The sequence below is a fragment of the Nostoc sp. TCL240-02 genome (genome assembly GCF_013343235.1).
In the GTDB taxonomy this organism is placed as follows: domain Bacteria; phylum Cyanobacteriota; class Cyanobacteriia; order Cyanobacteriales; family Nostocaceae; genus Nostoc.
In genome coordinates, this window is the sequence record NZ_CP040094.1 from 7,613,030 (window position 1) to 7,639,345 (window position 26,316).

Genomic DNA, 26,316 nt, shown 5'->3' on the forward strand with positions numbered 1-26,316 from the left:
TATTGAGCTATATCTTAGACATTGCATAACTAACACTCGAATTAATCTGTTAAAAACTTAATCTTTCCACGTTTGTGTAAGAGTTTTATACCTTTATTCATTAGAAAATTAATTTTATAATGCTAAAAATCTCTAACCTTAACGTTTACTACGGTGAAAGCCACATTCTCCGCAATGTAGATTTAAGCGTACCATCGGGGCAAATGGTTTGCCTAATCGGACGCAATGGCGTAGGTAAAACCACCCTACTCAAAACAATTATGGGTTTACTCAAACCCCGCAGTGGTACTATTAACTTAGCTGAAGATTTAATAAACTCAAAATCTCCCGATCAAAGAGCAAAATTAGGAATCGGTTATGTCCCCCAAGGAAGAGAAATTATCCCCCGGTTGACAGTCAAAGAAAATCTGCTGCTGGGGTTGGAAGCTAGAAAGAAACCAGTAAAAAAAGCAGAAATTCCAGAGGAAGTTTTTAGCTTATTCCCGGTGTTAAAAACCATGCTGGCGCGGATGGGTGGTGATTTAAGTGGTGGACAACAGCAACAATTAGCGATCGCACGTGCTTTAATGGGAGAGCCTCAATTACTCGTCTTAGATGAACCGACTGAAGGCATTCAACCCTCAATCATCCTCGAAATTGAAGCCGCAGTCCGTCGCATTGTCGAAACCACAGGTATTTCGGTTTTATTAGTAGAGCAACATTTGCACTTTGTTCGTCAGGCAGATTATTATTACGCCATGCAAAAAGGCGGTATTGTCGCCTCCGGTTCCACATCTGAACTCAGCCAAGATGTGATTCAGCGCTTTTTAGCTGTTTAATTTGGGAGATGTCTATATCAATTGTGTCAGAAGCAATCAAGTCTGCTGCTTCTTGTAAAAGCTCATGCTGTTCCTTTTGAATTGCTTCTAAGCGATGAGAAATTTCTACTAATCGTTGTTTTTTATTTGGTTGAAAACTTTCAGGTAACAAAGCTGGCAGTTTATCAGTTGTTTTAGTAGCCGTAAATTGTTGAACAGCAAAACTACCGACTTTAGTTAAGGATAAAAAACTAACTTTAATCAAAGCCTGAAGCAATTTTAACGGAACTTGGAGTATTGACCAACTAGCTGTTTCAATTAAGCGGACAATTGCTTTGATGATGCTCCAAAGTAGGGCAAGTGCAAATAAAAAAATCACTATACTAATAATTGGGTGATTAGTCGCCCAACCTAGTATTTGAACTAACCTAAAAAATATCGGGTGTTGTGTCAGCCAATCACTTACAGAAGATGCCATTACATCTTTAACTGCTCCCGATGTTGTACTTTTAAATTTCTCAGCAGTTTGCCAAGTTTGTTCTAAGCTTGTCGTAACTGTATCAGTCGTTGTAGTTGCTGTTGCCTTCAAAGACTCCCCAACTTGTTGTGCTGAGTTACTTAGAGAGTTAACATTCTCACCGACAAAATCTTTCACATTTTGTAAGCGTTGCAAAACTTCGTTAGGCAAATGTATGTCTATTTGGGATGCCATAAAACATTTCACCGAGGTTGAAATCTAACCCGCAACCCATCTTTAGGGCGATTAGTGGGAACAGCAACTACTTCTAAACTTTGATTGGGTAATATCTCCCAATGATAACTACGTAGAAGATGAGCAGCAACAATCTTCATTTCCATTTTGGCAAAAGCTATGCCAATACAAATGCGTGGGCCACCGCCAAAACCAACTAAACTAAAAGGATATTTTTTGTGTTCTTGCCGTTGAGGACTAAAACGGTCTGGGTCAAAGAGTTCTGGCTCAGAATAGATTTCTTCAATTTGGTGAGTAACTCCAATTGAGTAGTATAACTGCCAACCAGTAGGTACGTGATAACCATTCAATTCAAAGTCTTTAATCACACCACGAAACCCACCTCCGACAGGTTGATGCAATCTTTCAACTTCCCACAAGACCTGCTCTAAATAGGGCATTTTACCCAATTGTTCTAAATCTAAATCACCTTGACTTGCAAGTTGCAATTGTTCAACTCTTGCTTTTTCGAGTACTTCTGGATGACGGGCTAACTCTGTACATAACCAAGTCAGCATCGAAGTAGTAGTTTCATGTCCAGCGAAGAGTAACAGCACCGCTTGGGCAATGATTTCTTTTTCACTTAGGCTGTTACCGTCTTCATCCTTAGCTTTGATTAACAGGCTGATGGTATCTTGAGTTGGGTTTTGCTGACGTTCTCTGACAACTTGAGTTAGATGCTCTAAAATCTGATTACGCGCGGCTATAGCTTTACCAAATGTAGTAAATGGTAATGGCAACGGATTAATAGCAAACAGCCCATTCGTCAAAGTTGTAAATAACTGGCTGAGGCGCACACATTCCGGCCCAGGACGCGTACCCAACAATAATTGACTAGCAATATCAAATGTCAACTGTTTAAACTCTTGGAACCAAGTAAACTCCTGTTTTTTCTCCCACTTCTGGAGATAGCCGCGCGTAATATCTTCCATTGTGGAGAAATAATTCGCCAATGCTGGGCCGTGCAACGCCGGCATCATCAAGCGGCGGTTTCTGCGGTGTTCCTCTCCATCTTGCAGAAAAAGTGATTCACCGAGTAATGTCTTGAAATTATCAGGCCATCCCTCGCGCCAAGAAAAATTCTCGATATGGCTTGACAAAACGAACTCTAATGCCTCCGTCCCTGCCATTACCACAGTCGGTCTGCCAAGAAGATGGGTTTTGAAGATGGGCCCATACTGGCGATAGCGCTTTTTGGCAAAATCGCGGTCGAAAACAAAGGAGAGTGTTTCACCTAATACAGGCAAACCAAAGCTTCCAGGAGGAATTTGATTAGTTTTCATATCTCTCTAACTCGAAGCACTAGTATAAAACCGCAACGCAAACCGCCAAAACCAAGTAGAAGCGAAAAACAAGGCTAATGCTAATATTGCCGCACCTATCAACCAGGTAATTTCACTCCGACCCAACAGCGCTTGGGCTGGTACAGTAGTTAAAAAAGCTACTGGCATCACAAAAGTGAAGAAAAAACGGTAAGCTGTGGGATATGCAGCTATGGGATATCGTCCAGCTTCCAAGAAACCACGCAACACTTCAGTAACGTTGTATATTTTGACAAACCAGATACTCATTGAACCCAGCATAAACCACAGGCTGTATAAAATCACAAAGCTGAACAATAACGGCAGCACACCAAGTAGATAGCCGTTTATCCCTACACCAAGGCGTTTACCTGCATAGCCAATGATAATACTACCAAAAATTAGATCCGGCAGTCCCCAAGGTGAAAGGGTATGAGTGGAAAGCCAAAACTGGCTGCGGATAGGTTTTAATAATATAAAGTCCAAAGTGCCTTCTTGGACATGACGGACAATGCGATTCAAGTTAGACGCTAGAAAAGTCGCAGAAAATCCTTGTAGTAAGGTAAAAATTCCTAGCACTGTTAAAGCTGCTTCCCATGACCAGCCACTAAAAGTATAGCCAGTGCGGTAAAACAAGAATAATCCAAAGAGGCTACCCGCAAGATTTCCCAAGCTGGTGAGGGTAGCGACGAAAAAATTAATCCGATACTCTAATTCAGATGCGATCGCAGCACCCCAAAATAGTCTTAGTACTTTCAAATATCTTTGCATCTTGCACCCATAATCCAAAATGTGCCATCTGTCACTAAAATTCCCAAGATTACACAAGAACTTCACGTAAATTTAATATTACTTTTTATTCAGGAAAATTGCTAAACGTTAAGATGTGGTGGATATATTGTTGAAAACTAAAAAATTCTAATGCATTTAAATTTACCAGACCTAATTACAAAAATTGGCTACTTTGGGGTATGGGCAATTATCTTTGCTGAATCTGGCTTGCTAATTGGTTTTTTTCTGCCAGGAGATAGTTTGCTATTTACTGCTGGATTTCTCGCATCTCTTCCGAAATCAGGGTTTAACATTTGGGTTCTGATTTTTGGTGCTTTTGTTTGTGCAGTCCTTGGTGATAATGTTGGCTACGCTACAGGACATAAATTTGGCAGAAAATTATTTCAGAAAGAAGATTCATGGTTGTTTCATAAAAAACACTTGGTAAAAACCCAGGATTTTTATCATAAACATGGCAAAAAGACACTAGTTTTGGCCAGGTTTACACCGATTATTCGCACTTTTGCGCCGATTGTGGCTGGACTTGGTGCGATGCATTACCGAACATTTATGTCTTACAACTTAATTGGTGGCTTTCTTTGGACATTCGGCATTACCCTGTTAGGGTTTTTCTTAGGAAAATCTCTGCCACCTGAACAGGTAGATAAGTATTTGTTACCAATTATTGGAGCAATTATAGTTATTTCTTTAATGCCATCGATGATTCATGTAATACAAGAAAATCGAGCAAATAAAAGTTAAAATATTTTTCGTAATTTATGGAGATTGGAATAAATTAATTTTGAATTTGGAACCAAGCGACATGACTTACTTAAATATTAACCTCTATCTATTAATAGAAAATCTCCTCTTTTTTGTAATTGCCACACTTTTTATTGTGGTTGTGAACTGGGGGTGGAAACACACAAAGCCTTATACTCTACCTTTACCATTTCCCGGTTGGTATAAAATCTGGTTTGGCTCAGTGCAACTGCTAGGAGGATTACTGCCCTTAATAGTCATGCTATTGTGGGGTGTATGGTGGGGTGATCGCACTGTGTTGACTGTACTTGGTTGGTATTTTATTATATTAGGGTTGCAAATTATCTCTGAGATAGTAACACTCAGGCAGTTGCAAAATGTAGTGTGGGTAATGGTTCCTTATATATACTTGCCTTACCGCTTCTGGCAATTATACGAAGGTTTGACACTTTTGAATTCCAAAAGTGAGTTGGTATGGGTACGATATTTATTGATTTTTGAATTACTGTTGTGGATTGTTAACTACGTTATAGATGTGTCTCAATTGCCACGGCTGTTTCGCTGGGAAGTAGAATCAAACTCTGATCTTAGTTAAGGATTAATCGCAGAATTAGCCATTTTTATCAAAGAAGTGCGATCGCCTGCTTTCAACCCTACAACATATTGGACACCTTGTTGTCTCCAAGTCAAGGTAGCATCTGAGCAATTAGCACCACAAGTAAAATCCACAAAATAGCCAGTAATACCCTTAGCTAAAGATACAGCTTTACCATTCAGGCGGGGGGTTTTGCGGGTTACTGCTTCAGCAGAAATCCCACCCAGACGACAAGCAGTTCCACCACTACAATCAGGACTAAAACCTAATAAAATCTCGTAGTTTTTTTGTGTAGCAGCTTCTATAATTGCGTAAATTGGATTTTCCCCATCCGATTCGGGAATAAACTTCGGCAATAAAATCTTAATTTGAGTCTTTTGCTTTAATTTAGGCAAAATAGATTTAAAAACTGAGTGTACCTGGGTTTTACCCTGGCTTTGTGCTATTACTTGGGACTGGTTGTTTGTATTGGCTATGGCTGAATTGTGAAAGCTACTAACGCTGACTAGTAAAAATAAGCCACACACAGCACTGATATTTTTGAAGCTTAAAATCATCTTTGAAAACCTATTTTATTTAAAAAAGGAGTTAGGAATAAATAACTCCTAACTCTTGTAGAGACGCGATTAATTGCGTCTCTACTTTTTACACAGTACAACTCAACTCGCCGGCTTTTTGGCTAAAGCGGTGATTTTCCCGATAATCTACGGGACAATCTATCACGGCGGGTACATCTTGAGCGAGGGCTTCTTTCAAAGTGGGAATCAAATCTAAAGCCGATTCAACTCGGTAGCCTTTTAAACCCATACTTTCAGCGTATTTCACAAAATCAGGATTGCTAAAATGCACAAAAGATGAGTTTCCTTTGCCAAATTGATTTTCTTGCTTCCACTCAATTAACCCATAGCCACCATCATTGAAAATTATGGTGACAAAAGGTGTACCTACGCGTAAGGCTGTTTCTAATTCTTGAGAATTCATCATAAAGCCACCATCACCTGTTACAGCAACGACTTTGCGCTTAGGATGAACGAGTTTTGCTGCTAAAGCGCCAGGAATGGCAATACCCATAGCTGCGAAACCGTTGGAAATAATACAAGTATTGGGACTATGGCAATGATAATGACGGGCCATCCACATCTTATGTGCGCCAACATCAGAGATAACGATATCATCTGGGCCCATCACTTGCCGTAAGTCATAAATTAACTTTTGCGGCTTAATAGGAAATCCGTCATCATGGGCATACTGTTCATAATCAGCCCGAATATCTGACCTTAAGCTGATAGCAAAAGGATCGGGTTTACCTTGTCTATCTGCTAATTTTAAAATTTCATAGAGGGAATCTGAAATATCTCCCACCACTTCGGCGTTAGGAATATAACTACTATCAATTTCCGCCGGACTTACCCCAATATGCACAATCGGAATTTCACCATTCCGATTCCATTTTTTCGGGGAAAACTCAATCAAATCATAACCGATCGCAATTACTAAATCTGTGTTATCAAAACCACAGGTAATGAAGTCTCTTTGCTGTAATCCGACTGACCACAAAGCCAATTGATGTGTGTAGGGAATCACACCTTTACCCATAAAAGTATTGGCAACAGGTATATTCAGCAAGGTAGCAAATTGCGTGACAGCATCACTTGCTTGAGCGCGAATTGCCCCATTTCCGACTAAGATTAATGGGTTAACTGCTTGGCAAATTGCGGCTGCTGCTGCCCGAATGCTAGCAAAAGATGCATAAGTTTTTTCGCTATTATCCTTACGCAAAGGTTTGCCTTCGACAGGCATAGCAGCAATATTTTCTGGTAAATCGATGTGAACTGCACCGGGTTTTTCAGATTGCGATCGCTTAAATGCTTTCCGCACTACTTCTGGTGTAATACTTGGTCGCACAATCTGCTTATTCCACTTGGTAACAGGTGCAAACATTGCCACCAAATCTAAATATTGATGGGATTCGATGTGCATTCTATCTGTTCCCACTTGACCAGTAATTGCCACTAAAGGCGCACCATCGAGGTTAGCATCTGCTACCCCAGTCATCAAATTGGTTGCCCCAGGACCAAGAGTAGAAAGACACACCCCAGCTTTTCCGGTTAAGCGTCCGTAGACATCGGCCATGAATGCTGCGCCCTGTTCATGACGAGTTGTAATAAATTTAATGGAAGAATGTTTTAACGCTTCCAAAACATGCAGGTTTTCTTCGCCAGGGAGTCCAAAAATATATTGCACTCCTTCATTTTCTAGGCACTGCACCAATAATTCTGCTGTATTCATTTTATTTCCCGACAACTTTATTAACGAATAAGACTTTTGTTCTTTGTCATTAGTCATTTGTCCTTTGACCAATGACTAATGACTAATGACTAATCATTTAACCCACACGGTTTTAACATTGACAAACTCATGTATACCCTGGATACTCAATTCTCTGCCATATCCAGAACGCTTAGTACCACCAAAGGGCAACCGAGGATCGGATTTGACCATACTGTTGATAAATACGGCACCTACTTCGATTTCTGCAACTAAGCGATCGCATTCTTGGTCATTCGTTGTCCAAGCGCTTGCACCTAATCCAAAGGGACTGTCATTAGCGAGTTTAATGGCAGCATCGATATCAGGAACCCGGAATAACAAGGCTACTGGGCCAAAGAATTCTTCTTTTGCAATTGCTGCTTCCGGCGGGATATCTATGATAATCGTTGGCGGATAAAAGTTCCCTGGACGATCTGATAAAGGATGTCCGCCGATGAGGACTTTTCCACCACTTTTGGTAGCAGCTTGCACTTGTTGATCTAAATCCTGGAGAATACCAGGTGTTGCCAGTGGGCCTAAATCGGTATCCGGTTCCATAGGATCGCCTACTTTTAGCGCCTCGAATTTTTCTAAAAGCAATTTTTCAAATTGATCTGCGATCGCTTCTGCGACAATAAAACGTTTCGCTGCAATACATGATTGCCCGTTATTCAACATCCGTGCTGTAGTAGCTGTGACAACTGCTGTCTCTAAGTCAGCACTTTCTAACACAATAAATGGATCGCTTCCTCCCAATTCCAAAACTGTTTTTTTGATTTGTTTGCCGGCGGCGACAGCAAGGGATATGCCTGCTGGTTCGCTTCCTGTCAAAGTAGCGGCTTTTACGCGGTCATCAGCCATTAAATCGGCAACTTTGGCAGCACCTATTAATAAAGTTTGAAACGCACCTTCAGGAAAACCCGCGCGTCGGATAATATCTTCAATTGCCAAGGCACACTGCGGCACATTGGAAGCGTGTTTAAGTAAGCCGACATTTCCCGCCATTAATGCTGGTGCAGCAAACCGGAACACTTGCCAAAAGGGGAAATTCCACGGCATCACCGCGAGAATTGCACCCATTGGTTGATAACGTACAAAACTCTGGCTGGCATCAGTTTTTACACTGACATCAGCCAAAAAACTAGGGGCATGTTCGGCATAGTAGCGACAGACGACGGCGCATTTTTCGACTTCTGCGATCGCAGCTTTAAATGGCTTACCCATTTCTAGAGTCATTAACTTAGCAAATTCTGCTTTGTCTTGCTCTAAAATATCAGCAGCCTTTTGTAGCCATTGCGATCGCTCAGAAAAATCAGTCTGACGATACTTTTCAAAAGCCTGATTAGCCAAATCGAGTTTAGCGACAATTTCTGTATCATTGAGCGCCTCAAAGGTTTTGAGCGTCTCCCCAGTAGCGGGATTGATGGTAGCGATCGCCATTACCTGACCTCCCGTTTAAAAAAATAGCTTGACTGTTGGCTTCCTAGTGTTACACAGATCAATTCTGGAAGCTACACCCAAATTTTAGTCTTTTAAGCAAAAATTAGTCGCTTAGTATTACAATTTTGCAATTAGTTTTGAAACAAAATATACAACTAAACTATGTATTTTTTTGATAAATTGGTCATTAGTCATTTGCTTTTCCAATTCTCAATTCCCAATACTTAATTCCCAATAATTGTTGGCACTTGCTGCAAATTTGTCTGATAAACCTTGACTAATCGTTCAATACCTTTGAAACGATAGTCTCCCATTTCCTGGAAATCTTCAGGCAGTGAAAGCATTTTATGAGTGGCTTGACTAATTACACATTCACTAGGAGGACAAACTGCTTCCATCCGAGCCGCAAGATTAATCGTCGCGCCTAATGCCGTATAATCTACCCTTTGGGAACTACCGACATCTCCCACAACAGCCTTACCGCTATTGATAGCAATCCGTAATTGCAGGGGTTCGTGCCAAAAACCATTGGCATTTAAATGTTCGAGACGAGTGAGCATTCCTTTGGCAGCAGTAACAGCGCGATCGGCGTGATCTGCTTGCGGTTCTGGAGCGCCAAAAAATGCCATAATGCAATCACCAATATATTTATCTAAAGTGCCGCCGCAAGTAAACACTTCTTTTAGCATTTCTTCAAATAAATTATTTAATAGTTGAGCGATCGCAGTTGGTGTTAACCGTTCAGAAATTGCTGTAAAACCCACTAAATCTGCAAATAAGATACTGATTTCGCTCTCGGCTGGTGCTAAACGACCACCTGGTAATCCGCCTACAGATATCAACTGCTGCACAACTGCTGGAGAATGATAGCGTTCTAATCGGTGACGAATCATCTCTTCAGTTTTGAGTTTCTCTACCAATAGCCAACGCTGCACACTTGAAGCTACAAGGTTTGCTAAAGCCGAAAAAAAGCTGAGTTCTTCCTCGCCTTCATTTGCCCAATGGTAAGAAGAAAGATTGGCATCGGCATAGAGTACGCCGACAACTTTATTTTCATCCCATAAAGGCACTGCCATCGCGCTACGAATGCCTTTGACTAAAATACTCTGTTCACTAGCAAATCTTTCATCTTGATGGGTATCGGCAGTTTGAATCACAACTTTTTCGTCAAATACCTTTTGACAGATACTCCGACTAATCCAACTTCCATCTGAGGGTAGATGTTTTTGTTGGGAAATATTTCTTGTAGCAGCGTTCACTAACTCTAATTGACCGCAACCATTAACATCAATTAATAGTGCCAAGCGATCGATACTATCAAGGTAACGAAAAACTACTTGCTGCACTTGAGAAAAAATTTCTTCTATAGATGCCGCCGCACAGAGATTTTTCGCTATGTCCACTAAGTCTTTGAGACGGGCAATGGTTTTGTCCTTATTGCTGATATTCCCATCTTTGCTATCAGCTGCAATCCATTGCTGTTGTAATTGTTCGACATTGTGCAGAATTGTTCTCTGCTCGTTATTTTCCGAACTTGCGTGATACTCAGGTATCGATTGAGCAACAGCGCTTGTGAGCATTACTACCAGGCTAACATTGCCCAACCAAACGATATCACCATGATGCAACTCTTGGGGACAGTTAATCAGATATTTATTGACTTGCGTCCCGTTTTTGCTGCCCAGATCCTCAATAGTCCACACACTATCTGCTGTTTTCACCAGGCGAGCATGGTTGCGGGAGACTCCAGCAAAAGGTAAGTACAAGTTACATTCCGGCAAACGACCAATTGTGAATATACCTTGATCGACTGCGATCGTTGTCTCCGTATCTCCCTCTTTTAGGCGTAGCGTGAGTTCAGTCATGAGTGTGATCCATCAAAGCTAGAGGTGCAAGCAACTCTCAGGTAAGTTCTACCCTATAGGTTAACCTTCGCCTTTTCTTTATGACACTGTTAACTGCATTCCGACAACTGTATGTGACAGATATTACATTGAATCAGGCTATTTTGCTGGAGGTTTGTAGGACTTCCGCAAAATATCTGTCAAACTCTCATTTCTCCGTGTCGTGCCAGTTGCGACAACGCAGAGGCTAGGATCAAAAGGATTTCCCCTATGAGCGACTGATTTAATTAGGGGTAATCCTAAACTAATGTGCTTCTCCCCTGGCTAGACAGTACTTTCAGGCTTGGGTTTTAATCATACTACTCAAAAGCACCATCTTTAACCACATTTTTCGCGATCGCAAGCAACCATCGCGCTACTCAAATGCTACTCATTCATTAGTGCCCATCTGGACTAAATATAATGTGACGAAAAGGGAATTTCACAATGCCGCAGCAATGGTATGGTTGCCCCAAGTATTCATCTTCTCAGTACAAAAGAAAAGATTTTGATGAATTCACCTTCCACGCATCCGCTAATTGATGAAGTTACATTAACGACCGTTGTCTGTCATATACTCGACAGTAAAACTGCCACTTTGGGCGAATGGCACTCCGAAGCGATCGCTCACCATATTATTAATAACGTTACAGCTGGTTTGTGGCGGATTGCTGGTATTGCTAACAATGGCAGCGAACAATTATCTTGGTCGGTAATTCTGAAGATTTTGCACCTACAACCAAAGAATATTGGCTCTATTTTCAATTCCTCTCAAGACCCCACACACTGGAATTACTGGCAGCGCGAGGCGTTGATATATACATCAGGAATCCTCGATAATTTGAGTGGCGACTTAGTAGCACCCCGTTGTTTCACAGTTACACAGCCGTCTGCTAATATTCTCTGGCTGTGGCTGGAAGATATTCAGGGCAGCCCTGGCACGACTTGGGACTTGGAACGCTTCGGTGTGGCGGCTCGTCACCTTGGCTATTTACAAGGAAGCTATGTAATAGCAAGATCGTTACCTTTTGAGTCTTGGCTGAGTCGTGACTGGCATAGGGTATGGGTGTCCAATATTGATAATACTGCTTTAGAAGCGTTGCGAGAACCTACTTTATGGCAGCACCCACTACTAAAAGAGATATTTTCCCCAGATATAGGCGATCGGGTAATGGGCTTGTGGAGCGATCACCATATCCTTCTCGACGCTGTGGACAAAGCACCCCATACACTCTGCCACTTTGATATTACGCCTAACAACTTGTTTTCTCGACGTAACGCAGATGGTAATGACCAGACTATTCTCATCGATTGGTCTTTTGTTGGCTATGGTGTCTTGGGAGAAGACATAATAAATTTGGTGCTGGACAGTGTTTTCTTGTTGTTCGTCGATGGTTCATCACTGATACCCCTGGAAAAACTTGTGCTTGAGGGTTACTTAACGGGGTTGCGTTCTGCTGGGTGGAATGGGGATGAACGTGTTGTGCGCTTTACTTATGCTGCTTTAGCGGCGCTTCATTTTGGTCTAATCGCAGGGAGGTTATTAAAGCTAGTGCAAAACGAATCTCGTCATAGCTGGCTAGAGCAACGCTTTGGGCGAACTTTTGACGAGATCATCACATCAAGAGCGATCGCTATTACTCATGGATTAAAACTGGCAGACGAAGCCAGATTATTGCTTCGCTTTTTGTAATTAATTAATTTTAATCTCCTTTCTCAATAATTCTGGAATCTGAGAAGGGCGTTCAGCTACTGGAACTTCTGCTTCTTTTAAAGCAGCTAATTTACTTTGGGCTGTCCCAAAGTTAGGATCGCGTCCGATAACCGTTGCTAAAGTACCTGTTTGCCGCCAACTTTTTCCTGGTGGCGCAAGTCTTCCTGCAATGTAGGCAATTACTGGTTTATCAATTGCTTCAGCAATATACCGAGCTGCTGCTTCTTCACTACCACCACCTGGTTGACCGACTAAAACGATCGCCTCTGTAGTTTCATCCTCATCCAGAATTTGCAACCATTGGAGAAAGGAGGAACCAACGATCGCATCACTACCAATACTGACACTAATCGACTGTCCCAAACCTGCTTTTGTTAATTCGTAAGCAACTTCGTAGGTGAGAGTACTGCTACGACTAACGATTCCCACTGCCCCAGGAGTATAAAACTCACTAGGTTGAGTGCCTAAAAGAATTTTTCCCGGCACAATGATCCCCGGACTGTTAGGCCCGATTACCAAAGTTTCACAGGCTTCAGCTTTGCGGAGTAATTGCACCATATCTAAAGGTGGTACGCCAGCAGTGATAATAATGATTTGGCTAATATGAGATGCGATCGCTTCTAATGCAGCATCTAGCACGTCGTAAGGATCTACACAGATAATTGTTGTGTCAATTACCCCAAATTTTTCTATTACCTCCTCTACTAAGTCAAATACTGGCAGTCCATGCAGTTCCTGTCCGCCACATCCCGGATTGACACCTGCTACCAAATTCGTACCATAAGCTTGCATTTGAGCAACATGAGTGCCTGATATAAATTCACAAAAGCCTTGAATTAATACTTTACTTTCTGGCGTTAGGTTCATAAAAAATTACCTTAAGTTGACAACCCAGTGAGTTAAGCCACTAGGCGAGGAGAGCAGGGGGACAGAGAGCAGGGGAAGCAGGGGGAGCAGGGGGAGAATAACTAATGCCCAATGCCCAATTCCCAATGCACAAATATATTTACGTGGTAAAAATTAATAATTTTTGATTTGGAACAAAATCATAGTCACTACTTTTTATTAGCAGTTGGTTTAGCAAGACGAACTGCTGCTGCTACTGCCTCATCTAAATTTTCTACCACGAGTAGCGCATCGCTGTGGGTTTTTAGTGTTGCTAAATATTTTATAGCAGCATTAAATTCAGAACCAGCAAGACGGACAACTAAGGGTGTAAAATTCTGTACTTGACGACTTTTACTACCATTAGAACGTACAACTTGTGATTCAAGTTCGCTGTTGTCTTGCTCTACAACTCTGGCTATAACTTCAATCACTTCCTCTGTTTGAGGAATGCTACCCAGAAAGTTTATTAGTATTACTTGAATGCTTTTGTCAGCTTCCAGGATTTTCAGACCTGTCTCTAGGCGATCGCGGAAGGTAGTTGGTGTCGTATCTGTGAGGAAAGCATGACGTAGATTTAAACAAACACCTGGATTGCCACCAGCATTGGCGACTAAATCTAAAGTTGCCATCACTGAACCAGTACCATTACCTAAAATACCGATTTTCCCATGCATTTTTACGCCATCCCAGTCACCCAAAATGCCATTAATTTCAGTACTGGTATGACGGCTGATAATTTTTGCAGCCATCTCAGCCAGGTCTGGATGACGCTTGATTGCCCGTTCGTTGATCCTGACTTTACCATTAAGAGCCATAACTTGACCATTAGCACTGACTGCCAAGGGATTTATTTCGACTAAATCCAGGTCTTTTTGCACAAATAAGTGGTACATCTTCTCCAAAACGCTGCTTACCGACTGCATCAGCGTCCCTTGTAAACCCATTTTCAAAGCCAGTCTTCGGGCATAAAATGGCGAAAATTCCTGTTCCACGACAACATGGTGCATTTTTTCCCCAGCAGATTCCCAATCGATGTCTGCTTCTTTACAACCTAAAAGTACTGGTCGGCAAACAGCAGTATCTAAAACCACCGCTAGATAAAATTCCTGGTTCGCGTCGTATTGCGATTCTGCCAGCACCACTTCTGGCAATTCGCCCCATATTGGTAGACTAAAAATATTTTGAGCAGCTGCTATCGCATCAATTGTCGTTTCGGCAAACCTGACTCCACCCGCTTTTGCCCGCTCTGCTCCATGTACTTGAGATTTCAGTACAATCGGAAAGCGAATTTTTAAACGTTTCAAATCTGTAGGATGGTCAATCCGTTGAGAGGGCAAGACCGGAATGCCTATCTTTCCAAACCATTCTTTAACTTGATACTCTAATAAATCCATTGATACACCTTGTATTGACACTTTCCAAGCTTTTAGTGAGTGCTGTTTTAATATTTTGCAGCACTTTTATTTAAAAATTAAGCTTTTGGCAGCTATAAAAATTTCTTTTTCACGGATCAATTTTATCGAACCCAGCAAATGAGGCATGTTAATTTTGATAGCTAACCTGTTTGTGCCAGAGCTACAACACCTAATTAATCTCCTCAGTAAGTTTCCCAGCATAGAAGATAACTACCATTTCTGTCAAAACCCTCTGACCTGGCACTGTTTCCTTAACCTTTGGATAAAATTTTCACAACTACTCTGCAACGAAAAATGTACAGAGTAGTAGCTACTTTAAATTTAATTGTCGCAAAATAATGCAGTGAAAATACTCAAAAATTCTATTATTCCCATTTTTTATTTGTAATTTATATCTGAAGATAGATAATTTAATTTTGCATCTAGTAGTGTGAAAATGTAGCGCTGCGAACAATAATTGCTTTTTTAATTTTTGGTGAAAAGTCAGAATTTGTGTTAGAAAGTTGGTCGTTCAGATTTTCAGGCTGTGGTTGGTTAAACTGTGCATTTGCATTCAACAAAACTAAAAAGTTCATTTCATCCTCTTAAAAATAATCAAAACAATATAGAAGTTAAGCGGGAAAGCTCTATGAAAGTAGCAGTCCAGCACGAAGATTTACAGCTTTTAGCCAAGACTTTACAGGAACAATTGCTTGTAGAAGTCTCATCGGCTGAAGTCTTCGAGGTTAAGTGTGCCGTCAATAAAGACGGGCTAATGATTCTAACGCAACATGAATCAGATGTAATAGCTGACGCTCAGATAATCTTTGCAGTCATTGAGGAAGTACTTCAGTCTCTAGCACCCCACAGAGAGCAGCGAGTGCAATGTTTCCTCAGAGTTTCTGGTGAACAACTCCCTTATGCCAAATGTTTTCTACCCCTGAAGCAGAGGGGGGGATGGGGAGATGAGGAAACAGGGAAGCATGGGAGCAGAGAAACAGAGGAGCAATACTTTTATCCTATTTCTTCATCTGCTTTGACCTATTCTCGATCACTTGATAAGACAGAGGAGGAGGAACTATTTGACCCGTTTGCAGATACGCCGAATTTGCCGACTTCAACAGCATTCGCAATCAAACCCATGCTGCTGGGTGTAGCCTTAGCGGGAATTGTCATCTTAGGCGGTGGTGCTTACTTCTTGACTCGACCTTGTGTAATATCGGAGTGCAAAGAAATACAAAATGCCGAGCGATTAAAAACAAAATCTCCACAACTAATGCGCCGTGCCAAGTCTGAACAAGAATTAGTAGCTGTACAACAGCAACTTGCGGCAGCTAGTACAGCCCTAAATGTAATTCCTAGTTGGTCGCCTCGTTCCCAGGTGTCAGAAGAACTAAAAGCAAGTTTGTCTGGACGATCAGAAAAAATCAACCAGGTAGTCAAGGCTTTGCAGACAGCATCTTTGGCGACACAACAAGTTCAAACTCCTGCACATAGTCTAGAGGAATTACAAGCTAGGCAACATTTATGGCGACAGGCTATAGCACCACTAGAAACTATAAGTTCCGACAGTGAACTCTATGGGCTAGTGCAGGGGAAATTGCTTAATTATCGAGTTCGTTTGCACGCTGTAAATCAGCAGATATTTATTGAGGAAAAATGGCTAAAAAAACTCACAGCAGCAAAAGCTGTAGCTAGTGCCGCCGAGAAGCAGGAAGCTACTGCTAAATCTTTGAATGATTGGCAAAAGGTGCGGTCTACTTGGTTGGTGGCGATTAATGCTTTGAATAGCATTCCTTTTACAAGCCCTAGATACCAAGAAGCCCAAAAGCTGTTGGTAGATTATAAACCTAAACTGATGGCGGCACGTGATCGCGCGACTAAGGAACAATTAGCTGTTAAAACCTACCAACAAGTTCTTAGCACCGCCAAGCAAGCCAAGCTTTATGAGCAACAAAACCAATGGCAAGCAGCTGCGACATACTGGGAGCAGGCTTTACAAACTGTTAAAAAAATTTCCCAAGATAGCTTGTACTACACTCAAGCTCAGTCCCTCATCGAACCCTATTCAACAGCCCTCAAACAAGCACAAGAAAAAATACAAGTTGTTAGTAGTTTGCAACAAACCCGCACTGACTTGGATAAAACCTGTATTAATGAAATTCAGATTTGTACCTTTAACATAGACAATGCAGGAATTACTGTCCGGTTAACTTCTGAGTATGACCAAGTAAGACAAAATAACTTGGCTAATCCTTATTCTGAGAATTCTAGTACTGCTGTTGATGTTACCAATCACTTGCAAATTTTACGAGAAGCTCTAGCTGTAATTAGTGACAATGCCAACCTGTCCCTTATCCTTTATGATTCTCAAGGTCAGGTAATTTATACTCGGACTTTGGGTGGGTAAAATCTGCCAATTATCAGAAAAATGGGTTTAAAACCTCGTGCTTCCAGCACGGCTTTAAAGTAATGAGTAAGGAGTAATGAGTAATGAGTGGATGAAAAATGGGTATTTACCAGAAATGTTGAATGCTGATACAAAACTTTACATTATTAGTTACACTAAGTCTCAAAAGCTTAAATTAGTCAGCAAAACATCATCTCCTCAAACCAATGAACATAGCTGATTTTCTGACACATACAAGATTGAAGATAGCGGAATTTATCTAATAGTGTATGTCCCCATTGTTCGGGAATAGATAAAAGCTGTAAAATCAGATAGGCTATCAAGCTCACGTAAATTTGTATGGTAATACCATTGACGTTTTTGGTAATGAGTTTGTCAAGTTTTAAGTGCATCTTTAAAAACTTCCACAACAATTCAACTCCCCAACGTAATCGATAAATATCCCTAATTTCATCATCATGAACAGCTGCATCTCCCGACTCTGGTAAATTAGTCACTAAGCGAAACTCGGTTTTTGTCTCTAAATCACAGAAATTAATTACTCTATAAGCTTGAGCATCATCAGATGCACCAACTTTGACCAATCCATTTGAGCCATCAAATTCTAGTTTCCAATTGTTTTTTATCCGCAAAACAAAATATTTGTTTTCTTGTACTAATTCTTGGATAAATTTTAATCCAGCAAAACCCCTATCCATTACTCCAACAGCATTTATTGGGAGACTAGACATCATTTTGGAACCAAATTTATAATCATGGTCATGTCCAAAATTGATGAAGTTATCTTCTGGGCTTCCTGTGGAGAGATTTAAGGAACTAAACAGCTTGACTTGATGATGACCTAGTACCCATAACAATTTACTTGTGAGAGTAATAATTGTTGAATCTATTGGACAAATTGCATATTTATTGTGTAACTTTTTTTGAACTTCCTTCTGTACTAATTCATTTAATTTTTGGTAAATCTCTTGAAAAGGTTTTTGGCTTCGATGTAAATTTGCTTTAGAGAAAGTAGAAATATCTACCTCAAAACAATTGTTATTTAATCTGTTAAACAAATCTCGCATACTTGTTAAGCTGTTATCCAGGGCATAGGATAGCCAGCACTCAAAAAACAGACGACTGTTCAATACTGGATAATCGTTTTTTGGCAGGCTTTTCAGTATATCTTTGACAATTTTGGGAAATGAATTTATAATCACAATCAAACTAATATATTTTAAGCCTTAGCCCAAAACTACCATATTTTGGGCTATTTTTATCGGATTTTTCTTAACATTCAACACTTCTGGTATTTACTCATTACTTATTACTTATTACTCATTACTCCTTCTTAAGAGTGCGTTCACGGCGGTGAGGATGTCAACAGGTGAAAATCTATTGTTTGGATTAAGCTTTGCCGCTGCCTAACAAATATAGTAGCGCCATGCGAACGGCGATACCGCTAGTAACTTGCGATTGAATAAGACTAAATTCTGGATCATCCATCAATTCAGAACTAATTTCAACACCACGGTTAACGGGGCCGGGATGCAAAACTTTAACATTAGGTTTACAAAGTTGCAATTTTGTACGTGTAATACCAAATAGCTGATGATATTCTCGCAAACTTGGCAATAAATGAGCCGTCATACGCTCTTTTTGTAAGCGTAGAGTCATCACAAAGTCGGCATTTTGTAAAGCTGGTTCTAGCTGCCAATGTAGAAAAAGTGGCGGAGTGGGGAAGTGGGGGGATAACTCCTGACTTCTGACTCCTAACTCTTCAGAGATGTACTCGGCAAATAATTTGGGTAAGAGGGTTGGTGGTGCTGCCAGATGGACTTCGGCCCCACTGGCAATTAAACTCCAAATATTCGATCGCGCTACGCGAGAATGGAGAATATCTCCAACAATGGCAATCTTTTTCCCCTTTAAAAGTTCCAGTCGGGGACTAGCTGGGTCAATTAGAGTACAAATAGTAAATAAATCTAGCAGTGCTTGGGAAGGATGCTCATGTTGACCATCACCAGCATTAAGGACACTAACTCGTACACCTAAACGATCCATTTCAGCTGCGATCGCATTTGGTACTCCTGCCTCTCGATGGCGGACTACCATAATATCAGTTCCCATTGCCAAATAAGTCTTCGCCGTGTCGAGAATTGTTTCTCCCTTAGTCATTGAAGATGTGGCGGCGGCAAAGTTTAGCGTATCTGCACTTAAGCGTTTCGCCGCGAGTTCAAAACTACTGCGAGTCCGGGTAGAAGATTCAAAAAATAAATTCGCCACCACCTGTCCCTGCAAAGTTGGCACTTTCTTCGTCCGCCGCGATAGCACCTCTTGAAAACTGGCAGCAGTTTGCAAAACAGTATCGTATTCAGTGGTGGTGAAGTCAGCTAAAGAAAGAATGTGATGACGATTCCAGGTGGTAGTAGGCATATTTGGAGACTGGGGACTGGAGACTGGTGATTGGGAACTGGAGGACTGGGGGAGATAAGGGAAAAATAATCAATGCCCTATGCCCTATGCCCAATACCTTCACGTTGGTAAATGGAAAACGTTTAAAGCTAGAGAAATTAGGCTAAGGAACGTTAGAAACCCAATTGTATCTAGCATTGTAGTCACTAACGGGCCACTAACCAAAGCCGGGTCAAGTTTTAAGCGTTTCAAAGCCATTGGCAGTAAAGTGCCGAGTGTAACAGCGACAATTGTATTAGTTGCCATTACCATTCCGGCAATTAAAGCCACCCATCGTTCTTGGGGCCGCGCCCAAATTAAGGAAAGCAGGATCATTGTTGTGGCTAAAGCTAAGGCTGTACCTAAACCAGCTAGAAGTTCCTTACGGAGAATTTTTAAGGTATCTTTGGGTGTTACCTCGCCTACTCCCAAGCCGCGGATTGTCACCGTTAATGATTGAATCCCAACAGTACCACCAGTGTTAGAAAAAATCGGCATGATGACAGCTAGAACTGGCACTGCGGCAATTACAGATTGAAAAGGCGCGATCGCACTGGCTGCACCAATATATAATGCCATGATGCCCAATAGCCAAGGTAAGCGGTTACAGATAGTGAGTAAGGGAGAGGATAAAGCTGCTTCATCACCACTCACACCCGCGAGTTTTTGAATATCTTCTGTGGCTTCCTCTTCTAAAATATCCATGACATCATCAATGGTGACGATGCCAACCAATCGGTCTTCCCGATCGACTACGGGGATAGCGATTAAGTCGTAGCGCTGCATGATTCGCGCCACTTCTTCTTGAGGGGTTTCAGTTCTCACCTTAATGACGCGATCGCTAGAGATATCCTTGATGAAAACGTCGGGAAAGGTAAATAGCAACTGGCGCAGTGAAACTACTCTTACTAGCGTCCGGTTATCATCGGTGACGTAGGCGTAGTAAATCGACTCTTTGTCTTCATCTTGACGGCGGATTTTACTTAGGGCTTCACCTACAGTTAAACCTTGCCGTAACCGAACATATTCGGTTGTCATCACGCGCCCAGCAGTGCCTTCTGGATAGCCGAGAATCGTTGCTGTTGCTTGCCTTTGCTCTGGACTTAGTTCTTGTAATAGCCGTTTGATTACTCCAGCAGGTAATTCATCAAACAATTCTGCCCGTTCGTCGGGACTCATTGCTTCTACAAGTTGTACTACCTGGACATCATGTAGTGAATTGATTAGTTCTTCCTGCACATCTGTAGGCAGATATTCAAATACATCGATTGCCTGAGCTTTGTTGAGTAAACGGAATGCGATCGCGCGTTGTTTTTCAGGCAATTGTGTAATGTAATCTCCCACATCCACAGGTTGCAAGCGATTTAAATCCCACTTCAACTGGTTTAAATCGGTAGTATCAGTAAGCAAATCACGAATATCTTGTGTGAGCATGAGATATATCTCCTAAGTCTCCCCCGCGCTGGGAGACTTCCTCGCCAGCTCAGAGGAGGTTGATACTGCCATCTGGTGGACTATTGCCCATAAAATTTCAACAACTCAATATCGATATCTAAGTTAAGGCATCGCTAGTCATCATCCTAACCTGGAATAGCGCTCTCAGGTAGACACTGAATATTAGCATTCAGTATCTGTAATATTTATGACTAGTTTAATCGCCCTAAATTTTAGGTAATTTTTCTGTACCTAAAGTAGATTTTACTACTGCTAGAAGCTATGTCAATCCAATCAATGAATTTACTCGCAAAATTCATAGAGTCAAAATATTTACAACATTAATAAGTAGTATTTTGTATCAAGCAACTTCATGCATAGTTACCTGGACAAAACAGTGTGTAAGTACTAGGCTTTACGCTGCACCTATCCACAGTCGTAAAGATTCATTCTGAATTCTGTTAGCGGTAGCAGGGTGTTTAGCTTGTCCTGACTCCTGAATTCTGTTTGGATCAAATTAGGATAGTCCAAGGTATTCTTGACGAAAACTTCATTTTTATTGATGAATCCGGTGTAAATTTATCTTTAGTAAGGTTATTTGCGCGTGCTCCAAAAGGAAACCGAGCGTATGCACCTCGTCCACAAAAACGAAACAAAAATGTCTCTTTAATAGGTGCCATTGCTCTTAAAGGTGTGATTACTCAAGTTAGCCTCCTTGGTGCGACAGATGGGCTAACATCTGAAACATTTATTTCCCAAAAGCTAGTTCCAAAACTTTGGAAAGGTGCTTGTGTAATCATGGATAACTGTTCGATCTATAAAGGTAAAGAAATTGAGGCTTTAATTGAAGCAGCCGGAGCTAAACTAATTTATTTACCACCATATTCTCCTGATTTTTCACAAGCTTGAAAATTGTTGGTCAAAAATTAAGAGTATACTTCCTTCTCTTGGTTCCAGAAATTATCCAGATTTAGCTATAGCTATAGCTATTGAAAAAGCCTTTAGTAAAGTCTCTGTAAATAATATCTGTGCTTGGTTCACTCATTGTTGTTACTGTAACTCACCAGACTAGAAATTGCTATATTTACGCCGCACTGTACTAGTCTGTACGATAAAATTATGTAAAAGCCTAGAACTGGGGATGTAGGACATAAAGTTGATAAATCGAATCAGGAATAAGAATTTATTCTGTGTTAGTTGGAACTAGTTTCGTCTGAAAATCTTTAATGCTCAGTATCTGAAAAATAATAATAATTTATCTGTTTGATGCCAAGCTATCTGGGGGAATATAACGAAACTCCAGTGAGGTTAAGCAATGGTTAATCAGACATACACAGTTGATGTTTTAGTTGTCGGTGGAGGAACCGGAGGCACTGCGGCTGCTATCCAAGCGGCGCGACGGGGAGCCAAAACGATTTTGGTGAGTGAATTTCCTTGGTTGGGGGGAATGCTAACTTCGGCTGGAGTGTCTGTACCCGATGGCAATGAATTAGAAACCTTTCAAACGGGTTTATGGGGTGCGTTTTTGCAGGAATTGCGGCAACGACAGCCCGGAGGATTAGATAACAGCTGGGTAAGCTTTTTTAGTTACGATCCTCAAATTGGGGCAGAGATTTTTGCAGACTGGGTGCAGGAATTGCCAAATCTGCACTGGATTTCTGGACAAGTACCAATAGACGTATTTTGCCAAGGTGATTCTATTACTGGTGTGCGCTTTGCTGATTTTGCTGTCACAGCCAAAATTATTCTTGATGGTACAGAATTAGGAGATTTATTAGCTTTAGCTGAGATACCTTACCGTTGGGGCTGGGAATTGCAATCTGAGTGGGGAGAACCAAGCGCCCCAGTGGATTTTAACTCTTTCACCCAGAAATATCCTGTGCAAGCGCCCACTTATGTAGTGATTATGCAGGACTTTGGTGATGCAATTGCACCAGAAATTCCGGCTGCCCCTAACTATAATCCATCACAGTTTACAGATGCTTGGGATGGCTATGGAGCAGAGACATTTTTGAATTATGGACGTTTGCCTGGTAATCGATTCATGATTAATTGGCCAATCTGTGGCAATGACTACGGCCAAGGAGTAGGGCGGCTGATAGAGTCAGATGTGTCCAGAGGTGAATTCATCCAAGAATCTCGCTGGCATAGCCAAAATTTTGCCCATTTTATCCAAAATCAGCTTGGTCGTAGCTATGGTTTAGCAGAAAAAGTATTTCCTCACGCCCCTACAGCTTTTGCACTGCATCCCTATTATCGGGAAAGCCGCCGCTTATTGGGACTAACTACTGTCCGAGAACAAGATATTTTGCCGATTGCCGAGGGAAGAGTTGCACCTATATTTAATGATGCGTTCGCCCTTGGCGTTTGCGAAGCAATCGCAGTTGGTAACTACGCCAATGACCACCATTATCCCGGTGTTCAATTCCCACTGCAACCAAAATCTATCCGTTGGGGCGGACGTTGGACTGGGACACCCTTTACAATTCCCTACAGTTCCCTAATTCCAGCCACAACAGATGGTTTCTTAGTTTGTGAAAAGAACATTTCTGTCTCTCACATTGCTAATGGCGCTACCAGATTACAACCTGTGGTTATGGGCATCGGTCAAGCAGCAGGTATGGCGGCGGCGATGTGTGTTGAGTTAGACTGTCAGCCGAGGCATTTACCTGTTAGATCGCTGCAAACAGCTTTATTAGAGGATAATCGTTCAAAAACAGCAATTATTCCTTTATTTAATCTTCCACCCAATCGTTCGGATTGGCTGCACTGGCAACTGTATTACTTAAATAATCCACAAGCCTATCCAGTTAGTGGTTATTGCCCTTGCCCATCGGAGAATGAGTACCCTGACTCTGCTTTTGATAAGGCATTAATTCGGGAAAGTAACTGTTTCAAAGGGATTTTCTCCCGCTTGGAACAGCAGGAATACAGATTTGTTGTCACAGCGCCAGCCGCATATCAAGGGCAAAATTGGCAGCTTGTGACTTTGCGATCGCATATCGACGAGCAATTACGCGCTTACCCCCACGAACAATTAGTTACATTGTGGGGTCGTCATAATCACTTTGGTAATTGGTTATTAGTCGAACATTTAAAAGAAGGATAAGAAGAGTTTATTTTCAGTAAAACAGAATACTTTTTGATTAATTGTCCGGATATTAATCAAAAAGCTAAGTATCAGTGAAGTGGAGAGTTCCAAAATAGACATTTGCTATGCGTGCTGCCATTTCACTTTTAGTATCGAGTCTGGTGTTCGGCCCCTTAGCTTCTAACTGCCAAGCAATGGTCAATCACTTATCAACTGGGCTACTTTCCACGCCTACTTCGGAACAGTGGCTCTCGGCAGCATCTGAACAAAATCCAGATGATGCGCCACGTCATCGCGGTAGTGGGCGTAGGGAAGTGACACAAAAATTAGGAAATACCTATGTTGTGGTTTAACCACCGTAGGATAATGCCTGTTCTTCAAAAAGAACCAAAACTAAGGTTCCAGAAAACACGATGTTGTGCCAACATATTTGACACAGCTTTTGTGACAGAGATATATACAGTTGACACACGAAAATCTTCAGCGATCGCTTAGTATTTCAACTGCAAGCTTTGTATATCATTAGTTGGTCTTTTAATCCTGGCGATCAAAACACAAATAAAATTAAGTGTCTTGATCAGCAGCATTAACAACTCCCAAAAGCTACACAACTGTTGCTTATATTCGGTGGGAAGCTCTGCGTCTCAATCCTTAACGGCTCTAGAAATAGATGTTATTTAGACTATCAGTTAATCTAAAGCACTTCTAATTCAAACATTTTGCTTATTAAGGAAATAGTCTTAAGGTAACTTCACTCACTTTATTCCCTAATATCTTTTCTTCTCATACATTGAGTAGCTGGTTTCTATATGAGCAACTAATGGATCTTCACTTCGACGCGTGTTTAGCGTCCTTTACCTAAGCATAAAATCCATTTCGTTCCATTTGAGCTTATCTAGGATATGGATTCGCACAATTAGTATAGATTTATTGCACTTGGCAACAAATATTACTATTTATGAGCTACTCTTGCACCCTGGTTCGTTCTCCTCGTACATGGTGTTCAACGAAATAAATATTAAGAAGGATTTGCTAGATAATCTCACTCATCTTAATTATTCTACACCCAATGACAGATGCAAAATTTTGCATCTGTCCTTTTTAGGTAAAGTTTCCTTAAAGAAAAGGCAATGAAAAGGTATTGTTTCAAGCTGGCTTATGAGCAATGAAATACTTGCTCATAAAATGAGCTTGCATCTCAATATTCTCAAAGCCTACTCTTTGTAAACGCTCTACCAAGTTATCAGTGGTGTAATGCTTGTAATAGGGTTCATGGAAAGTTTCAGGAAAAGAGTCCATCATGTATTCCAACTCAGGTGAATCACTCAACTGAATGGAGTCACAGATAATAAAGACTCCACCTGGTTTTGTTATCCGGAAGCATTGCTCAATAACTGTCTGACGTACAGATGCTGGTAACTCATGGAAGAGAAAAACAGAAGTTACAGCATGAAAATAATCATCTACATAAGGTAACTCTTCGGCATTCCCTTGCAAAAGTTGCGGTAGTTCTCCTGGGATTTGCGATAGTAGTTCATTTGCTTTCCGCAAATAAGCTGGTGACAAATCTGTGCCAAACAGAGATGCTTGAGGCAAGGCTGCCCGAATTAACTTTAAAGTCCGCCCAGTTCCACAAGCTACATCTAAAATACGGACTTGCTTTGGTGCAACCGAATCAAAAGCTTTCAGCCCTTGCTTGAGAGGAGCGAGAATTCGCCGCCGCATCGCATCAGCTGCCCCACCAAAAAGAATTTCTACTTGTAAGTCATACAAATTGGCTGACAAGTCACTCAAGTAGCCATTGCTTTGGTGATGGAAGTTCTGCACGTAGTAGCTGGGATAACCATCTGTGTCAATTTCGGGCGAAAAATCTTGATAATTTTGTTGTTTAACCCGCTCCCAGATTTGAGCAGAATCTAGCCACATCAGAGGATAGTAGGAAAAAAAGTCTTGCCAGGGGTTATCAAACAATAAACTTTCGGGGTAGACACCTTTTTGGGCATCTTGCCAGTCTGTTTCGAGCAACTGGTTCAATCTCTGTTGAAGTTTGACTAAAAGCTCATTTGAGATGGGTTTGGTCTTTTGTTCAAGTGTCGGATACACCAGGTTCCTCAACTGTGAACTTAATATCTTGTGAGCCAGACCAAAGTAATTTTTACCCTGCTGAAAGGTCTGATAAGTCAGCTTAGTTAAACTCTCAGGCATAAAAATAGCTTAAGTTTTGATTACTTTTATGTAAATAATTGTAACGAAAAATTACCTGTTGTTGGAAAAGTAAAAGCTCCCAGGGAAGGCAAACTTGAAGCCAAATGATTTTAGGCATCAGAGATAGATTGAGG

Annotated in this window: 22 protein-coding genes; 8 read left to right on the plus strand and 14 right to left on the minus strand. The window is 41.2% G+C overall.

The annotated features are described in order from the left end of the window. Nucleotides 1-119 precede the first annotated feature (119 nt). Entirely contained in the window at nucleotides 120-818 is a 699-nt protein-coding gene (urtE, locus tag FBB35_RS32620; RefSeq protein WP_174713233.1) for an urea ABC transporter ATP-binding subunit UrtE, read from the plus strand. Here urtE and FBB35_RS32625 read toward each other — a convergent pair. Genes FBB35_RS32625 through FBB35_RS32635 form a run of 3 tightly spaced genes read right to left on the minus strand, consistent with a single transcriptional unit; the run spans nucleotide 781 to nucleotide 3,620 of the window. Further along, complete coding sequence (locus tag FBB35_RS32625; RefSeq protein ID WP_174713235.1) at nucleotides 781-1,509, minus strand: hypothetical protein; 729 nt, start codon at nucleotides 1,507-1,509, stop codon at nucleotides 781-783. The two genes, urtE and FBB35_RS32625, sit on opposite strands and share 38 nt — an antisense overlap. A gap of 8 nt (nucleotides 1,510-1,517) precedes the next feature. Then, a complete protein-coding gene (locus FBB35_RS32630; RefSeq protein ID WP_174713239.1) occupies nucleotides 1,518-2,831 on the minus strand; it encodes a cytochrome P450 in 1,314 nt (437 codons plus the stop codon). Between the two features lie 6 nt (nucleotides 2,832-2,837). Further along, nucleotides 2,838-3,620, minus strand: coding sequence for an ABC transporter permease (locus tag FBB35_RS32635; protein ID WP_174713242.1), 783 nt, complete (start codon nucleotides 3,618-3,620; stop codon nucleotides 2,838-2,840). Between the two features lie 150 nt (nucleotides 3,621-3,770). Here FBB35_RS32635 and FBB35_RS32640 point away from each other — a divergent pair, with 150 nt between their 5' ends. Continuing rightward, nucleotides 3,771-4,382 (plus strand): DedA family protein, encoded by a 612-nt coding sequence (locus FBB35_RS32640; protein ID WP_174713245.1) that lies wholly within the window; start codon nucleotides 3,771-3,773, stop codon nucleotides 4,380-4,382. Nucleotides 4,383-4,443: 61 nt separating this feature from the next. After that, the gene (locus tag FBB35_RS32645) at nucleotides 4,444-4,977 is read left to right on the plus strand and encodes a hypothetical protein (protein WP_174713248.1); all 534 of its coding nucleotides are present in this window, start codon (nucleotides 4,444-4,446) and stop codon (nucleotides 4,975-4,977) included. Here the strand turns inward: FBB35_RS32645 and FBB35_RS32650 are convergent. The 4 genes from FBB35_RS32650 to FBB35_RS32665 all read right to left on the minus strand — a co-directional run bounded on the left by FBB35_RS32650 (nucleotide 4,974) and on the right by FBB35_RS32665 (nucleotide 10,592). Further along, complete coding sequence (locus FBB35_RS32650; RefSeq protein WP_174713251.1) at nucleotides 4,974-5,534, minus strand: hypothetical protein; 561 nt, start codon at nucleotides 5,532-5,534, stop codon at nucleotides 4,974-4,976. The two genes, FBB35_RS32645 and FBB35_RS32650, sit on opposite strands and share 4 nt — an antisense overlap. An 88-nt stretch (nucleotides 5,535-5,622) precedes the next feature. Further along, nucleotides 5,623-7,266, minus strand: coding sequence for an acetolactate synthase large subunit (locus FBB35_RS32655; RefSeq protein WP_174713254.1), 1,644 nt, complete (start codon nucleotides 7,264-7,266; stop codon nucleotides 5,623-5,625). 93 nt (nucleotides 7,267-7,359) lie between these two features. Continuing rightward, nucleotides 7,360-8,727 (minus strand): NAD-dependent succinate-semialdehyde dehydrogenase, encoded by a 1,368-nt coding sequence (locus tag FBB35_RS32660; RefSeq protein WP_174713256.1) that lies wholly within the window; start codon nucleotides 8,725-8,727, stop codon nucleotides 7,360-7,362. A gap of 224 nt (nucleotides 8,728-8,951) precedes the next feature. Then, on the minus strand, nucleotides 8,952-10,592 hold the full coding sequence (locus FBB35_RS32665; RefSeq protein WP_174713258.1) for an adenylate/guanylate cyclase domain-containing protein: 1,641 nt from the start codon (nucleotides 10,590-10,592) through the stop codon (nucleotides 8,952-8,954). 529 nt (nucleotides 10,593-11,121) lie between these two features. Between FBB35_RS32665 and FBB35_RS32670 the strand changes: the two genes are divergently transcribed. Beyond that, nucleotides 11,122-12,303, plus strand: a complete 1,182-nt coding sequence (locus FBB35_RS32670) for a phosphotransferase (RefSeq protein ID WP_174713261.1) — start codon at nucleotides 11,122-11,124, stop codon at nucleotides 12,301-12,303. On the opposite strand, the gene FBB35_RS32675 is transcribed toward FBB35_RS32670, so the two are convergent. The 3 genes from FBB35_RS32675 to FBB35_RS32685 form a co-directional block, all read right to left on the minus strand. Then, the gene (locus FBB35_RS32675; protein WP_174713264.1) at nucleotides 12,304-13,191 is read right to left on the minus strand and encodes a CoA-binding protein; all 888 of its coding nucleotides are present in this window, start codon (nucleotides 13,189-13,191) and stop codon (nucleotides 12,304-12,306) included. A gap of 188 nt (nucleotides 13,192-13,379) precedes the next feature. Continuing rightward, nucleotides 13,380-14,606 carry a succinate--CoA ligase subunit beta gene (locus FBB35_RS32680; protein ID WP_174713266.1) on the minus strand — a complete coding sequence of 409 codons (1,227 nt, stop codon included), beginning with the start codon at nucleotides 14,604-14,606 and terminating at the stop codon, nucleotides 13,380-13,382. A 443-nt stretch (nucleotides 14,607-15,049) separates the two neighbouring features. Beyond that, entirely contained in the window at nucleotides 15,050-15,202 is a 153-nt protein-coding gene (locus FBB35_RS32685) for a hypothetical protein (protein ID WP_174713269.1), read from the minus strand. Nucleotides 15,203-15,255: 53 nt separating this feature from the next. On the opposite strand from FBB35_RS32685, the gene FBB35_RS32690 reads away from it, so the two are divergent. Beyond that, nucleotides 15,256-17,016: a hypothetical protein gene (locus tag FBB35_RS32690; RefSeq protein ID WP_174713272.1), complete on the plus strand. Its 1,761-nt coding sequence runs from the start codon at nucleotides 15,256-15,258 to the stop codon at nucleotides 17,014-17,016. A 179-nt stretch (nucleotides 17,017-17,195) separates the two neighbouring features. On the opposite strand, the gene FBB35_RS32695 is transcribed toward FBB35_RS32690, so the two are convergent. The 3 genes from FBB35_RS32695 to mgtE all read right to left on the minus strand — a co-directional run bounded on the left by FBB35_RS32695 (nucleotide 17,196) and on the right by mgtE (nucleotide 20,886). Then, complete coding sequence (locus FBB35_RS32695; RefSeq protein ID WP_174708017.1) at nucleotides 17,196-18,218, minus strand: IS4 family transposase; 1,023 nt, start codon at nucleotides 18,216-18,218, stop codon at nucleotides 17,196-17,198. Nucleotides 18,219-18,405: 187 nt separating this feature from the next. Next, entirely contained in the window at nucleotides 18,406-19,434 is a 1,029-nt protein-coding gene (locus tag FBB35_RS32700; protein WP_174713275.1) for an aspartate carbamoyltransferase catalytic subunit, read from the minus strand. A gap of 99 nt (nucleotides 19,435-19,533) precedes the next feature. Then, nucleotides 19,534-20,886 (minus strand): magnesium transporter, encoded by a 1,353-nt coding sequence (gene mgtE, locus FBB35_RS32705; protein WP_174713278.1) that lies wholly within the window; start codon nucleotides 20,884-20,886, stop codon nucleotides 19,534-19,536. A 507-nt stretch (nucleotides 20,887-21,393) separates the two neighbouring features. Between mgtE and FBB35_RS32710 the strand changes: the two genes are divergently transcribed. The 3 genes from FBB35_RS32710 to FBB35_RS32720 all read left to right on the plus strand — a co-directional run bounded on the left by FBB35_RS32710 (nucleotide 21,394) and on the right by FBB35_RS32720 (nucleotide 24,330). Beyond that, nucleotides 21,394-21,795, plus strand: coding sequence for a transposase (locus FBB35_RS32710; RefSeq protein ID WP_254625761.1), 402 nt, complete (start codon nucleotides 21,394-21,396; stop codon nucleotides 21,793-21,795). Between the two features lie 406 nt (nucleotides 21,796-22,201). After that, nucleotides 22,202-23,995, plus strand: coding sequence for an FAD-dependent oxidoreductase (locus FBB35_RS32715; RefSeq protein ID WP_174713281.1), 1,794 nt, complete (start codon nucleotides 22,202-22,204; stop codon nucleotides 23,993-23,995). A gap of 107 nt (nucleotides 23,996-24,102) precedes the next feature. After that, nucleotides 24,103-24,330 (plus strand): hypothetical protein, encoded by a 228-nt coding sequence (locus FBB35_RS32720; protein ID WP_174713284.1) that lies wholly within the window; start codon nucleotides 24,103-24,105, stop codon nucleotides 24,328-24,330. Nucleotides 24,331-25,123: 793 nt separating this feature from the next. Here FBB35_RS32720 and FBB35_RS32725 read toward each other — a convergent pair. Beyond that, the gene (locus FBB35_RS32725) at nucleotides 25,124-26,182 is read right to left on the minus strand and encodes a class I SAM-dependent methyltransferase (protein ID WP_174713287.1); all 1,059 of its coding nucleotides are present in this window, start codon (nucleotides 26,180-26,182) and stop codon (nucleotides 25,124-25,126) included. Nucleotides 26,183-26,316 lie beyond the last annotated feature (134 nt).